This is a genomic window from Rossellomorea aquimaris (assembly GCF_003315075.1).
Classification (GTDB): domain Bacteria; phylum Bacillota; class Bacilli; order Bacillales; family Bacillaceae_B; genus Rossellomorea; species Rossellomorea aquimaris_C.
The window spans coordinates 1-14319 of sequence record NZ_QNRJ01000008.1 but is presented as its reverse complement, the minus strand read 5'-3'; the positions used below and the strand labels follow the sequence as shown (position 1 = coordinate 14319).

The window sequence follows — 14319 nt, the reverse complement described above, 5'->3', positions numbered from 1 at the left end:
AGCCTAAGTGTACCATATTTACAACAGCGGGATAATTAATCCGGCTAACAGCAGGATCAATGCACCTCCTAATCGGGAAGAGATTTGAGCGAATGGCATAAGCTCCATTCGTTTCGATGCTGACAATACGGCAACATCCCCTGTTCCTCCCATATTCGCCATGCATAGCCCAGCGGTGATCGCAGCTTCAATCGGGTAAAAGCCAACGACTTTCCCAAGGATCGCCGCTCCGATGATCGCCCCTAATACCACTCCGAATACGGTCAAGATATATTGCAGCGTTAACGCTGCAAGAACGGTATCTAAATCGGTGTAAGCGACACCGATCCCAAATAATAAAGCGAACGTCCAGTTGCTTGCTACAAATTGATACCACTGACTGGCTCCCTCTACAACATTTTGAGGGATCATGTTTGAAATCTTCGCTGCGGCCACAAGTATGATCATGATGGCATATGGATGAAGGGGAAGAACGGATCCCAGCAATGTTCCAACCGTGAAGAATGTCAGGGCAGCGAGTAAGCCTACTCCCATCTTTTCAATGTTATACTTCTGCTTTGTTTTTTCATAGGTAAAACCTTTCATAAGCTGACCGTTTCCACTTAGGGAAGGTACTTTTTTTCCGATTATATCAAGAACCGATGCTAAAATGATGGCAAATACATTCCCTAATGCCAGTGCCGGCACGAGCATTGAAATATAATAGCTCGGATCATTCCCCATCATCTCAGAATAGATTTGACTCATGGGGACAGCTCCCGCTCCCATTCCACCACCCATGATTGGCATCGTAATGACGAGGATCGCTTCTTGAAGGGTAAATCCGACAAGAGATCCAAAGATTCCTGCAACAATCACGGCTCCGGCTACCGCTCCGAAAATCGGAAGGAAATAGCGAAGTCCCACTTTAACTAAAACTTTTGAATTCATTCCTAAGATACTTCCCGTGATTAAGGCAGCAATATAGAAGTTCAAAAATCCTCCAGATTTCATGAAGTCGGTCATGGACGTGACGGTGGCTTCCGGAAGTAAACCAGCGTAAACCATAAAAGCAGATCCAAAGATCGCAATGATCGCTCCCCCGCCAAGGAACGTTTTCACGATTGGCGTACGATCTCCTATCCACCCAAATAATTCCCCAAGGATCATCATGACGAGAAGGCTTCCAATCATGCCCCCTGGAAGGTTCCCCGTATACAAGCTTGCAAGCGTGATTCCCGTAAAGACCAGGAACCAAAGGATCGGCATATTGAAAATCTGAAGCGATCGATCTTTCGTAAGCGTCACATTCTCATTTGTTTTCTCCTTCTTATATGAAAGTGTTGATGCTGCTTGTCCCATCTTCTCATCCCCTTTGTCGTTTTGAAAATAATAATCCGAAACTGTTTCCAGTGCTGGTCTTTCCAGCAACCTTACACCCCTTCAATCGCTTTCGCGTAACCGCTTACACTATATGTCCATCATATGAAAACGCTTTATCGTTTCATAGATTATGAAACTATTGTTTGACTTTTGAAATTAAAAAAAGCAGCCGGATAGGCTGCTTACAAATAGTTTTGAATGCGTGAGCTATTCAGTTTGTTCCTTGTATATTGATAGACCGGCCTTCCGACACCATAGATCAGGGTCTCATCCACCACACCGATATCTTTCAGAAACCTGAGGTACTTTCTGATCGATACCCGTGAAATGGACGTCACGTCTGCTATATCACCTGTAGAAAACGACTCTCCTTGGAAACTCACAATCTTGTCGTAGATAGATAATAATGTACTGCTCGTCAATCCTTTAGGAAGGGGGACCTTCTCCGCGGCTTGCACATCCCTAAGTAAAAGTAAATCCAGTTCACTCTGATCGATGGTAGATTGCTTTTGAAACATACGGTTACTCTCCCGATAAGTCGATAATGCTTTTTTAAACCGTTCAAATTCAAAAGGCTTGATCAAGTAGTCCACTACACCCATGCGAAGGGCGCTCTGGATATTATCGACTTCTGATGCGGCTGTGATGAGGATGACATCTGTCTCCCGCTGTTCCTTCCGTATTTGCTCTAACAAATCCATCCCGGTTTGTTTCCCAGGCATATAAACATCCAATAAAACCAGATCAATCTTATACTCACTTACTTTCGCCGAGGCATCTTTAATCGAATTAGAGATTCCTATTAAATGAAACCCTTTGATCTCTTCCAGATACTTTTGATTAAACCGGGCCACCATCGGATCATCTTCCACGATCAATACATTAATCACCCTTCTTCCCCTCCTTATATGAAGCTTGAACAACCATCGTCGTGCCCGATCCTACCTTTGATTCAACATGCAGGGTTCCATTCAGTTTACGGAGACTTTCTTTCACTAAGAAGAGACCGTATCCTCTTTCTTCCCCTTTAGAAGAGTATCCTTTGACGAAGATATCCTCTGCTATTTCATCCGCCATTCCTTTTCCTGTATCCGTCACGACCATTTCAAATTGCTCGTCCTGATAGAATAGCTCCAGCAGCACTTCCTTTTCATTACTATTTGCCGTTGCTTCAACACTATTATCCAATAGGTTTCCAATCACGGTAATCAGTTCATGTGTAACAGAAGGATTTTTGGGTTCGGGGATAAAGTCGTGACATTCAATGGTCAATGCAACGTTCTTTTCCCTTGCATAGCTCAGTTTCCCCATGATAAAACCAGCCAAAGCAGGATCCTTCACTTTCGACGTCACCGTGCTCACTTCATCGACCCGTAAGGAAACAAGCTCTTTCACATAACGATTTAAATGATTGTAATCCTTCATCTTCACCAATCCCAGAATCACATGCATCTTATTCATAAATTCATGCGACTGGGCACGGAGCGCTTCCGCATACGATTTGACACCCGTTAACTGCTCTGCTAATTGATTCACTTCCGTTTTATCACGGAATGTGGAGATTGCCCCGACTACTTCATCATTGACGATTAACGGAACACGGTTTACCAGGATCGATACCCCATTGATGGTCTGCTCCTCGTCAAGCTCAGGTTTCCCCGTAGCGATGACTCTTTCCAACCGGGTGTGTGGCATGTATTCTTTGATGGGCATTCCAATCGGATCCGAGCTTAGTCCCGCTTTATTAAATATTTTCAGGGCAGACTTATTCACTAATGAGATGGTTGTATCTTTATTGACAGCCACAACCCCCTCATGTACAGACTGAAGCATCGTATTCCGCTCTTCCAAGATTTTCGCTATCGTAATCGGCTCCAACCCGAATAAAATTTTCTTTATGTATCTGGCTATAGTAACGGCCCCTATGACACCAACAATAATCCCGATCATGGATCCCACCAAAATATTCCGGTGACTCATGTCCAATGCTTGCTCCACGCTACCCAGGGAAATCCCTACTGCAACAGCCCCTATCTGTTGATTTCCCTCGTTAAAGACAGGAGAAAACGCCCTGACGGATTGGCCCAAAGTCCCCTCTGAAATAGACAATGTTTCCTTCCCTTGAAGTACACCTTTCTCATCCCCACCGACAAAATGCTTTCCGATACGGTCGGGATCAGGGTGAGATTTTCGTATCCCTTCCATATCCATGACCACTACAAACAGTACCTCTGCTGATTTCTGGATATCTTGGGTGTATTCCTGTATTCGACCTGCATTCCCTTCCCCTTCTAAACCGCTCTTCACAATCGTGGAATGAGCGACCGTCCGGGAAACGATTTTCGCCTTTTCTTCAATATTAGACTCAATGTTATCATTAATCGTCCTGGAAATAAGCAAATCGGTTATCACAAGTGATACCAGGACAACGATGCACACGAAGAGAATGATGATGGTACTTAGTTTAAGCTGTTTCTTCTTCACAGGAGTCACTCCAGTGTTTTTTTAGTATGATTCTTTATTTTACATGAATTTTGGTGTTTAAAAAGGGGCATGTGAAAAAGAGGCTCCGAGTTGGAACCTCCTGGTCTAAATGAAGATCATCCTTCGTTTATCGTTTTCCAGTTGCTTAATAACTTCTGCTTCGCCTTCAATACCTCAGAATCTGAAGCATTTCTTCATCCAATGATAGAACATTATTTTGTTTAATTGTTTCAATAAAAAGTGCCCTCAATCTATCAGATGCCATTAATACCGCTTCACTAGTGAATTCACTTGGATACGTTTCAAGGAACCTTGTAATGAACTGAGGACTCAATGTTTCATATGCCTTAAATTGGTGAAGCTTTTTATTTTCATTCATGGCTTGGATATGTAAAGTATCGTCTCTCATGATTTCAAGCATCTTGAGCGCATAGATGACGTTATTACGCTTTAATTCTGTATGTAATTTTCTCATGCTATAAAAAAATTCAAATGGAATATCGTCCCCAACATCATTTTTATTAAGGTTAGTAGTAAAGCGTTCGTGTTCAATCTCCATTTTTCCAGAAACTTCACCTGACTTATCAACGACTACTTTCCACAAAGGAGATTTTACATTTAATTTCTCTGTGGGGAGGATGGAAACATTGAATTCCAATCCATTCTCCATAAAGGCAATGAAAAGATATATATTTTCTCTTAGTTGTATTTCCTTGATATAAATGAAGTGGAGTGAAGAAAAGCATTGACGGATAAATCCTCTTGCTTTTTCTACATCCTCCATTGTTGGAGTGGACAGCATCAGGTCTATGTCTGAAAGCTCATCCTTGTATCCTATCACTCCTGATCCCAACTGAACGATTCCTTCTATTAAATCTGAAGACTTAAGTTTTTCGATTGTACTACTAAAGGCCGACTCTCTTTCGTTATGGGTATACATTTGATCACCTCGATATGATGGTTGAATGACCGGATTGAGTGAAATAAATTACTTGGAAAAGAGAACCCCATAAAAGTAACGGGTTCCGTAAACTATCGCAAACATTAAAAAATGTAAGTTAAAATGCGTATCCATTTGCCTATTAAATGAATACGCACTTTTCATTGGTTTAAAGCCATTTATAGGGGATGTTATATGGAAATTTGTATAGGAAATTGCATCTCAAATGGTGGGATACAATGTCTGTTGTACCCCTACCATTTCACCCCTCAATTTGTTATACAATTTGTCATGCCAAAAATGTTACACAACACATTCAAGTTCCCTATATATGTTAATGTGAAGTCATATCCTTAATTGAGTAACCAGTGATAATTAAAATAAGCGGAGTTTTTCCGGTTAGTTTGCAGAATAGAGCTCGGTACGGGGTATATAGGCGGAATTTTTCCGGTTAAGCAAATTTAAATTACCCATTTACATGTTTTACGAGTCAATAGTCGGAATCTTTCCGTCTATTCAAGGTATTTTTTATTCTTTTTTCTAATTAAGGGAAATTTCTCCGCTTATTTATCACAGCATGCTGATTCCTCATCTTCTGGGTTCGTGAGAGGCCGCTTTTTTACCAAAAATAGAGGTTAAACGGCTCAATATAGTGAACTGAGCCATTTTATTTTTAATCGCAATAACAGATACAAAAAGTAGTACAAATTAGGCTGCATTTTCGATTCCATTTCCGGATTTTGCGACAGGAAACGGAACCCGTTACCATAAAAGAGTTCTCTTTTCTTACCTATATTACTTCCCCTTAAACTCCGGCTTCCGCTTCTGGCTAAACGCCAACAATGCTTCTACACGGTCTTCCGTAGGAATTGTAATCTCATATGCTTTTCTTTCAATCTGTAATCCGGTCTGCAGGTCTACGTTCATACCATTCTTCACGGCGAACTTAGCTTGCTGCAGGGCAATCGGGCCATTAGACAGCATAGGTTCCACGAATGCATGGACTTCACCCAGGAAATTCTCTTTTTCTACTACTCTTGTAACGAGTCCGATGTCCAATGCTTCTTCTGACGTTAATCGCTTAGCCGTCAGAATAAGCTCCAGTGCTTTGGATTCCCCTACTAATCGTGGAAGGCGCTGGGTTCCCCCTGCCCCTGGGATGATGGCCAGGCTTGTTTCGGTCAGCCCCATTGTGGTGCCTGCTACTGCGATTCTGAAATCGCATGCCAATGCCAGCTCCATTCCTCCGCCGAATGCGTAGCCGTTCATGGCGGCGATGGTCGGTTGTGGGAGGGTAGAGACGGATTGGAAGACTTCGCCGATTTTGTAGACATTGCGGATGACCTGTTGTTCGGTCAGGGTTTTGCGTTCTTTGAGATCGGCTCCAACCGAAAAGGCTTTTTCTCCACTTCCTGTAAATATGACGACTCTGACGTCAGGGTTGATGCGGAGTGCTTCGACAACTTGCTGGAGTTCGTTCAGTGTATCGTAATTAAAGGCGTTCATGGCCTCCGTTCGGTTGATTGTGACGGTGGCGACGTTGCCTTTTTGTTCTAGTAAGATTGATTCCATTTTTGTTCTCCCCTTTGTTTAAGTGTTTCCTCCCTATGTATGATTCGACACAAACCGAGAAAACCCTTTCATTTTTTAAATCAGGCTGAACATATCCCGTTTGGATGCATAGACTAAACGTGACATCTACCCATGAAGGAGCTGTGTTTATCTTGTATTATCCTTTCAATCTGAATCAAAGCTCTTACAGGCTAGTAAATTGATGAAATAACGTAAAAAGATGCTCAGTGATCCACTGAACATCTTCTTTTATTTATGATTGAAGCACTTGTTCTTTCAGCGCTCTTCTTAGAATTTTCCCAGTTGTATTTTTTGGAAGCTCATCAATGAATTCGATGGAAGTTGGAAGTTTGTACTTCGCTAGATGCTCTTTACAGTAATCCAGCACTTCCTGCTCTGTTAAGGATGGCTCGCTTTTCACAACATAGCTGCTGACGGCTTCACCCAGTTCGGGGTGTGGGACACCGATGACCGCTGCTTCCACGATTCCAGGATGATTGTACAGCACTTCTTCGACCTCGCGCGGATAGACGTTGTAACCTCCCACGATGATCAGTTCTTTTTTACGGTCCACAATATAGAAGTACCCTTCTTCATCCATGCGGGCAAGATCTCCGGTGTATAACCAGCCATCACGGATCGTTGCCGCTGTTTCTTCTTCCATTTTGTAATATCCCTTCATGACATTCGGGCCTTTGACGATCAGTTCGCCGACTTGTCCGACTGGTACATCTTCTCCCAATTCATCGACGACTTTATTCTCCAGGTTCATGATCGATGTTCCGATGGATCCCGGCTTTCTTGGTCGATCCAGCGGGTTGAAGCATGTCACAGGAGACGCTTCGGATAAACCGTAGCCTTCAGAAATCATGACGTTGAATTTCTTTTCAAAGTTTTTTAGTAAGGCCACCGGCAGGGAAGCGCCACCTGAAATACAGAGACGGAGAGATGATAAATCTTCTGGATTTCCTTCAGGATACTGGAACAGGAAGTTGTACATGGTTGGTACTCCGGCAAATACGGTTGGCTGATAGGACTTAGACAGTTCAAAAATGGCTTTCGGACTAAAGCGCGGAACGATTAATAGGGTCGCCCCTGTCATCAATGGCGCATTCAGGACCACCGTCAAACAGAAGACGTGAAACATAGGCAGAGCTGTAATGACGGTGTCATCTTCATTCATTCGTAAATAGCTGCCGACATCGGTTGCATTGGAATAAATATTTTTGTGTGTCAGCATGGCGCCTTTCGGTTTCCCCGTCGTTCCCGAGGTGTAAAGGATGATGGCTACTTCATTTTCATCCACTTCCTCCCCCTTAAACGCAGGATCGCCCTTTCCGATAATGCTTGTAAACGATTTCATTTTAGGGTATGCAAGCGCTATTTTCTCTAAATCAATGTCCTTTGCCCGTTCATCCCCTGATTCACACAGGATAAATTGCTCGACATCGGATAATAGATGCTGCATTTTTTCGATTAATGGGAATAGCAAATCAAGAGTGACAATGGCTTTCACGTCACCATTTTTCAGAATGTAACCAATTTCATCCGGTGTGTAGATCGGATTGATTGGTATCACCTTTAACCCCATACGTAATGCCCCATATAATCCAATGACGAAATGTGGTGAATTTCCTAATACAAGCGCGATGTGATCCCCTTTTTTCAGACCCGATTGCTCTAAGCCACTTGCAAATTTCGATACAGCTGCATTTAATTCCCCGTATGTACTGGAAGTATTTAAGAAATGATAGGCTGTTTTATCTGCTTTCTCTTGAGCGATTTGGTCTAACCGTGTAGCGATATTCAATTGTATCCCTCCCCTTTTCAGATAAACTGAATGAATGGTCATTCATCAAACTATTAAAAGTATTCAAAATATATTCTATATAAAGAATAGTATTAATACAAGTATGTTGATGAAAAAAAGCCGCCCAATTTGGACGGCTCTTCCATTTTCTTACCGATTCCGTATGAGTATTTTCATAGTTTTCTTTATTCGAAACGATATTGGATTCCATCGCTTCTGCCTGATTCAATGCCCATTTGGAATACAAATCATATTCATAGTTTGGATTATGAGGAGGTGTACAAGGCTCAATCAAACCTGGATTTGTCGGGCCGCCATACCCTCTCACATATCCATGCAGATCAAGAAACACCATCGGGTTCCATTCCGTAATCAGATCTACCATATGCTCAGTTTCAGGCTGGGATTGAGTGATGAAATCACGGTTGAGGTCAATTCCATTCCCGTTGAAACGCGTGGGATCAATACGCCCATCCGGGTTTGCCACCACATTGAAGATCAGGATATGATCTTCAAGAATCCCTTTCGTTTGTTGGTCATTTTCCGTGGCAAAGCGCTCGATTAATTGAAGAGCTGCGTCTGTTCCAACAAATCCTGTTCCGTGAATGGATGCATTGATCATCACCGGAACCTTTAAATCAGGGTGCTTATCAATAAAGTCCTGTGCTTTATCAGGCGACTTGATCATTTTCTTACGCAGACCTTTATAGTAACCATACTTCCCTTTCGCTTTCGCATCCGAAACGGTCACTACATACATATCATGACCGGCCGCTGATTTTGTATCACTCTTCTCGACGGTCACACGATTGCTTTCCTGTGCGATTGCATCAAGCTTCCCTTCGATCTCAGAGTACTTCACAAAATCATAGTGCTCGCTATTGAATAAGCTTTTTTCTTTCTCATCAAGTTGAGTACTTTGAATCGTCGTTTGAGGAGATTCTGCTAGAACGTTGAATGGCGTGGTGGATAGTAGAGTAAAACTGGCAATTCCTGCAATGATTTTTTGCTTCATTTATGTACCTCCAAATTATGTAATAGCATAATGATAGAATAAACATTCATAATGGTACATAAATATTTAGTCCTATATTATGATTGGGAGGATTTAACTAGTTGAAACTAAAAAAAGAGGCTTCCTAAATTAGGAAACACCTCTTTTTTATATCAATACACCAAATCCACAAATTCATCCTTCGTCACATTCCCGAAATAGTGTTGAATGTCAACGCCCTCTAAAACTCCTGCGATGTCTTTTCGTTCATAGCGTGTGCCTGTCAGTTTTCCCTCAATGTCTTCTACATTCCCGACTCCGAAGAAATCGCCATATATTTTACAGTTTTCGATTTTCCCTTTGTTCACATCCAAACGGACGTCAATCGATCCGACCGGGAAACGGTGAGAATGCTGAAGGTTGAATTTCGGTGATTTACCGTAGTTCCAATCCCAGTTTTGATAGCGTTCTTTTGAAAGCTCATGGATGTTCTTCCAGTCTTCTTCCGTCAGGACATATTCTTCTACGTCGCTTCCGTCAAAAATATAATCCAGAAGGGTTGAACGGAATTGTTCGATGGTCATTTTTTCTGACAGGAATTCAGAAATGTTGGCCACACGGCTTCGAATCGATTTGATCCCTTTTGATTCAATCTTGTCCTTTTTCACCCGTAGAGCTGACACGACGTTTTCCATTTCGGAATCGAACAAGAGCGTTCCGTGGCTGAACATCCGGCCCTTAGTGGAGAACTGTGCGTTACCGGAGATCTTTCTGCCTTCTGCGATAATATCGTTACGTCCGCTAAGCTCTGCCTTCACCCCCAGCTTATGAAGGGCTGTTACAACAGGCTCAGTGAATTTTTTGAAGTTGTGGAAGCTCTCTCCGTCATCTTTCGTGATAAAGCTGAAGTTCAGGTTTCCTAAATCGTGATAGACTGCTCCCCCACCGGAAAGTCGGCGAACGACATGAAGACCTTGCTTCTCCACGTAGTCTGTATTAATCTCTTCGATCGTATTCTGGTTCTTCCCGATAATAATGGAAGGTTCATTTATATAAAATAATAAATAACTCTCATTAATATCTAAGTTCTTAAGTGCATATTCTTCAATAGCAAGATTGATCCTTGGATCCGTGATCCCTTTATTATCGATAAATAACATCATTCTTCCTCCTAAATATCTACTTCCATATCTTTTTTCGCTAACAATACCTCGCCGCTATAAATGGTTTTCGCTTCCGTAACCAATTGCCCCAGTTCGCCGAAATGAGGTAAATGTGTCAGTATGAGCTTTCCGGCATTCGTTTTCTGAGCAAGATTCCCGGCGTCGAGACTCGTCATGTGACCAGCGTTCGAGGCATCCATCTCTCCATAGAAATTACATTCACAGAGCAGTACATCTGCGTCTTTCCCAAATGGAACAAATGACTCTTTGAAAGCCGAGTCTGCTGTATAGAACAGCGATTTTCCGTCTGCTTCGATTCTCATTCCGTAACACGGCACGGGATGCTTGGCCTTCACAAATGTCACTGTGAAAGGACCAATCGATAATGATGTATCCTCCTTATATTCATGGGCTTCCATTAAATCTTTATATGTAATCGTATCGTAACCCCGTGGGTCTTCCCTATGGGCATATACAGGTAATGTACCTTTATTTTTCCCCAGGAAGTATTGAATCAACAAAGCGTGTTGTAGTACACCTAAATCTGCTACATGATCGGGATGGTAGTGGGACAGAAGGACCGCATCCAGCTCTGTAGCCTCTACGTGATGTTGCAGATGGGATAGTACACCACTGCCACAGTCTATAAGCAGTTTAAAGCCATCATGCTGGAGTAAATACCCGGTACTCGCTTCTCCTGCCTTCGGATAGCCGCCCCATTGGCCAATAACGGTAAGCTTCATTTTTGAACCCGCCCTTCACTTTAGTATGTATCCCTACTATACTTCATTGTGCCTATTTTTTCATTTTTTTCGCCTATTTTTGAATTAATCGTTGACGAAACGCATACTGTTATAATACAATAAAATAAATTAACACATCAGTTATATAACACAAACAATTGATGGGTGAAAACAAATTTACGGAGGGTGATTAACATGGTAAAAAATATTGTGGAGTTCTTTCGAAATTTGCCGCCTAAGTCTTGTGCACAGTGTGGAGATACAATTGAAGAGCAGCATGAATGCTACGGCATTTATTGCGAGAAATGTACGACTGATTACGAGTATTAAATATTAAGGAACAAGGGGTAATAAAAAGGATGCTCTTCATAGTGAAGGGCATCCTTTTTATGTTTATTGTACTTCTACTTTTTGCATAGTGTGTTCGTGAATTTCTTCTCCTTTGGTCACGTGAACCTGTACATGATAGGTACCCGTTTCCGGGAAAGCATACGAACCGTTATACATACCGGCTTCAGCCTCTGTTAAATCCACTCATTCGTGTTTTTCCTGACCCTCTTTGTAAATTTCCAAACGCACTTCTGCTTCTTCTAATGCTTTTTCTTCATTTTTCACATGAACGTTCATTTCTGCTTCGTCATTCATCTTAATCGTATCAGACTTATTAAGGTGGATGGATACTGTACTTTCGTGATGGTCATGGTGACCGTCTTCGCTTTTCTCTCCATGTTCCCCTGCCTCCACTTCACCAATCGCAATTTCAGCTTTCGGCATGGTGTGCATATCACGGGCTGTTACATGGACCTGCACTATATACATGCCATCCTCTTCATTATGTACCTCTCTCCAATTAGTATACACCTTGATGCTTACCAAGGGTTTGTCCATTTCATGAAGAAAAAACGGTAGATGTGTGGCATCTACCGTTTTTTCCCTTATGCTTCTACTGATTTCGTATATTGTTTCTTGAATAGCCCTACAAAGAACACTAAGGTCAATGCAACGAACACAATGAAGTATCCCAGCAGGATGAAAAGGTTCTGCCACATGAAGGCAAAGTCCCCGCTTGAGATGACCGCTTTGAATGCTGACACCGAATATGTCATTGGTAACAATGCACTGATTGGCTGCAGCACAGTCGGGATTAATTCGAGTGGGAACGTACCTGCACTCGTCGTTAATTGTAGAATCAAGATGATGATCGCTACAAATCGTCCCGGATCACCAAGGATTGTAACTAGCATTTGAATCAATGCCAGGAATGTAAGACTCGTAATAATAGTTGAAAGTAAGAATAATGGTACACTTTCCACTTCAAGCCCCAATCCAAAGAGTAAAATGGCTGCTGCAATCAGTGATTGGATGATCCCCACTGAAGTAAGGACAGCGAATTTACCAAGGAACCAATTCATTCCGCTTGATGGGCGATCGGATGGTTCTCTCAGTGGATACACAATGGAGATTAATAACGCCCCTACGAATAGTCCAAGAGATAAGAAGTATGGGGCAAATCCAGTTCCGTAGTTTGGAACATGATTGATTTTCTCATTTTTCACATCGACGGGACCCGCCATCATGTCATACGTATCGTCATCCGCTTTGACACTGTTGGCTTCTTTTGCTGCGTCTTTTAATTTCGATTCGTATTCCGTTGTTCCATCAGATAGTTTCGTTGAACCGTTTGCGAGCTCAGTTGAACCATCGGCAAGTTTCCTGGATCCGTCTGCCAGCTGATTGGATCCATCATATACCCGGTTAAGGCCAGAGCTCAGTTCATTCGCTCCTGAAGCAAGACCTACCGTTCCCTGGTATACGTCTCCAAGTTTCTGATTTAATAAACCGTAGTTTTCCACCACTTTGTTTTGACCTGCCACAAGTTGATTGGAACCTTCTTCAAGCTGTGCTGAACCGGCTACGAGCTGATCGACGCCGCCCTGGAGTTTCTTCTGGCCATCATTTAATGCACCGATTCCACCCGCAAGCGAGTTCGCTCCTTTTTGAAGTTCAACGGCACCATTACTTAAAGCCCCGGTACCTGTCTGAAGTCCGGATGCACCTTGCTTGATTTGGTCGATCGCTGCCTGAAGTTCAGCCTTCTTTTCTTCCGGCAGGCTTCCCATGAATGGAGCCAATTCCTCTTCAAGCTTTGAAGCTCCGGCACCAATCGCTTGAGCACCTGCTTGAGCGCTATCCGCTCCACCTTTCAAGGCACCGATTTTTTCTGCAAGTGTCTGTGAACCTGCCTGCAATTTAGCCGTATTGTCCACGGCACTATCAAGCCCGGCGTCCACCTGCTCCAATCCGGCCTTGCTTTTATCGATTCCAGCTGCAAGGGCATCAATCCCTGACTGGACATCCTGTGTTCCTTTGTATAGTTGTTGGGATTTATCCGTCATGACCCCGACTCCGTCCGATAATTCCTGAGAACCTTTTGCAAGTTTCTCAGCACCTGCACGGGTTTTCGCCACACCGTCCGTCATCTCTACATTTTTTTCAGCAAGGACAGCTAAATTGTCCTTGAGCTTGTTGGCCCCTTGAGATAGATCAATGGCCCCATTGTTGATTTCGCCCGCTTTGTCGCTGGCAGTCTGGAAACCATCTCCCATTTCTTCTATCTTATCAAACATCGTTTCAGCATACGTTTCGGAAACGGATTTAGAGAGACTTGCTTTGATCTCTTTCATGGCCGTATCCCCGATTTGAGCAGATAGGAAGTTAAAGCTCTCATTCGGCACATATTTCAGAGAAAGCTTTTTAGGGTTATCTTCTAGTAACGTTGTTCCGTTTTCAGAGAAATCCTCCGGAATCTCAACAAGCATGTAATAATCCTGCTTCTCTAAATTTTTGTATCCTTCTTCTTTATCGATAAATTGAAAATCGAATTGATCACTATTCTTCAGTTTATCAACAAGTTCATCTCCAATATGCAATTCCTTCCCGTCAAACTCTGCTCCCTGGTCGCTGTTTACAACCGCCACAGGTAAGTCTGACAGCTGTTCATATGGATCCCAAAATGCCCATAAGAACATACCACTGTATAAAACAGGGATGAAAAGGACGGCTAGAATCGGGATGAGAAGTTTTTTATTTTTGAAAATCGCTTTAAATTCTGAACCAATAAATGAATTCTTCATGTTTTTCCTCCTATTATTTTTCTCGTATTGTCAAAACTTTTATAAGAAATAGGTTATAAATTCCTATAATAGAGGGCTTTTTGAGCAAAAAAATTGCCACCCCCTGAAATCTGGAGA

13 protein-coding genes are annotated in these 14319 nt (G+C 42.6%); 1 reads left to right on the top strand and 12 read right to left on the bottom strand.

Translation table 11 applies throughout. The features are described 5' to 3' along the window. Window positions 1–18: 18 nt before the first annotated feature. The 9 genes from DET59_RS11925 to DET59_RS11880 all read right to left on the bottom strand — a co-directional run bounded on the left by DET59_RS11925 (window position 19) and on the right by DET59_RS11880 (window position 11068). Window positions 19–1341: a 2-hydroxycarboxylate transporter family protein gene (locus tag DET59_RS11925; protein WP_113970017.1), complete on the bottom strand. Its 1323-nt coding sequence runs from the start codon at window positions 1339–1341 to the stop codon at window positions 19–21. A 203-nt stretch (window positions 1342–1544) separates the two neighbouring features. Then, entirely contained in the window at window positions 1545–2252 is a 708-nt protein-coding gene (locus DET59_RS11920) for a response regulator (protein WP_113969888.1), read from the bottom strand. Then, window positions 2245–3846 (bottom strand): DcuS/MalK family sensor histidine kinase, encoded by a 1602-nt coding sequence (dcuS, locus tag DET59_RS11915; RefSeq protein WP_113969887.1) that lies wholly within the window; start codon window positions 3844–3846, stop codon window positions 2245–2247. The genes DET59_RS11920 and dcuS overlap by 8 nt, the downstream gene beginning before the upstream one ends. Before the next feature lie 166 nt (window positions 3847–4012). Further along, window positions 4013–4786: an aminoglycoside 6-adenylyltransferase gene (locus tag DET59_RS11910; protein ID WP_113969886.1), complete on the bottom strand. Its 774-nt coding sequence runs from the start codon at window positions 4784–4786 to the stop codon at window positions 4013–4015. A 795-nt stretch (window positions 4787–5581) separates the two neighbouring features. Continuing rightward, entirely contained in the window at window positions 5582–6358 is a 777-nt protein-coding gene (locus DET59_RS11905; RefSeq protein WP_113969885.1) for an enoyl-CoA hydratase-related protein, read from the bottom strand. A gap of 253 nt (window positions 6359–6611) precedes the next feature. Next, on the bottom strand, window positions 6612–8168 hold the full coding sequence (locus tag DET59_RS11895) for a fatty acid--CoA ligase family protein (RefSeq protein ID WP_113969884.1): 1557 nt from the start codon (window positions 8166–8168) through the stop codon (window positions 6612–6614). Next, window positions 8119–9183 carry a M14 family zinc carboxypeptidase gene (locus tag DET59_RS11890; RefSeq protein WP_113969883.1) on the bottom strand — a complete coding sequence of 355 codons (1065 nt, stop codon included), beginning with the start codon at window positions 9181–9183 and terminating at the stop codon, window positions 8119–8121. The genes DET59_RS11895 and DET59_RS11890 overlap by 50 nt, the downstream gene beginning before the upstream one ends. 152 nt (window positions 9184–9335) lie before the next feature. Then, window positions 9336–10322, bottom strand: coding sequence for a lipoate--protein ligase (locus DET59_RS11885; protein ID WP_113969882.1), 987 nt, complete (start codon window positions 10320–10322; stop codon window positions 9336–9338). Between the two features lie 11 nt (window positions 10323–10333). Next, window positions 10334–11068, bottom strand: coding sequence for an MBL fold metallo-hydrolase (locus DET59_RS11880; RefSeq protein WP_113969881.1), 735 nt, complete (start codon window positions 11066–11068; stop codon window positions 10334–10336). Between the two features lie 195 nt (window positions 11069–11263). Between DET59_RS11880 and yhfH the strand changes: the two genes are divergently transcribed. Continuing rightward, window positions 11264–11398 carry a protein YhfH gene (gene yhfH, locus DET59_RS11875; protein WP_079533738.1) on the top strand — a complete coding sequence of 45 codons (135 nt, stop codon included), beginning with the start codon at window positions 11264–11266 and terminating at the stop codon, window positions 11396–11398. Between the two features lie 63 nt (window positions 11399–11461). On the opposite strand, the gene DET59_RS21660 is transcribed toward yhfH, so the two are convergent. The 3 genes from DET59_RS21660 to DET59_RS11865 all read right to left on the bottom strand — a co-directional run bounded on the left by DET59_RS21660 (window position 11462) and on the right by DET59_RS11865 (window position 14202). After that, window positions 11462–11602 carry a hypothetical protein gene (locus DET59_RS21660; protein WP_181778133.1) on the bottom strand — a complete coding sequence of 47 codons (141 nt, stop codon included), beginning with the start codon at window positions 11600–11602 and terminating at the stop codon, window positions 11462–11464. After that, complete coding sequence (locus DET59_RS11870; protein ID WP_113969880.1) at window positions 11603–11887, bottom strand: hypothetical protein; 285 nt, start codon at window positions 11885–11887, stop codon at window positions 11603–11605. 116 nt (window positions 11888–12003) lie between these two features. Continuing rightward, window positions 12004–14202 (bottom strand): YhgE/Pip domain-containing protein, encoded by a 2199-nt coding sequence (locus DET59_RS11865; protein WP_113969879.1) that lies wholly within the window; start codon window positions 14200–14202, stop codon window positions 12004–12006. Window positions 14203–14319 lie beyond the last annotated feature (117 nt).

Bases quoted from the DNA above. Each gene is read 5' to 3' on its own strand.
- DET59_RS11925 (WP_113970017.1), bottom strand. From the start codon at position 1,341: ATGGGACAAGCAGCATCAACACTTTCATATAAGAAGGAGAAAACAAAT.
- DET59_RS11910 (WP_113969886.1), bottom strand. From the start codon at position 4,786: ATGTATACCCATAACGAAAGAGAGTCGGCCTTTAGTAGTACAATCGAA.
- DET59_RS11905 (WP_113969885.1), bottom strand. From the start codon at position 6,358: ATGGAATCAATCTTACTAGAACAAAAAGGCAACGTCGCCACCGTCACA.
- DET59_RS11890 (WP_113969883.1), bottom strand. From the start codon at position 9,183: ATGAAGCAAAAAATCATTGCAGGAATTGCCAGTTTTACTCTACTATCC.
- DET59_RS11885 (WP_113969882.1), bottom strand. From the start codon at position 10,322: ATGTTATTTATCGATAATAAAGGGATCACGGATCCAAGGATCAATCTT.
- DET59_RS11880 (WP_113969881.1), bottom strand. From the start codon at position 11,068: ATGAAGCTTACCGTTATTGGCCAATGGGGCGGCTATCCGAAGGCAGGA.
- yhfH (WP_079533738.1), top strand. From the start codon at position 11,264: ATGGTAAAAAATATTGTGGAGTTCTTTCGAAATTTGCCGCCTAAGTCT.
- DET59_RS11870 (WP_113969880.1), bottom strand. From the start codon at position 11,887: ATGTATATAGTGCAGGTCCATGTAACAGCCCGTGATATGCACACCATG.
- DET59_RS11865 (WP_113969879.1), bottom strand. From the start codon at position 14,202: ATGAAGAATTCATTTATTGGTTCAGAATTTAAAGCGATTTTCAAAAAT.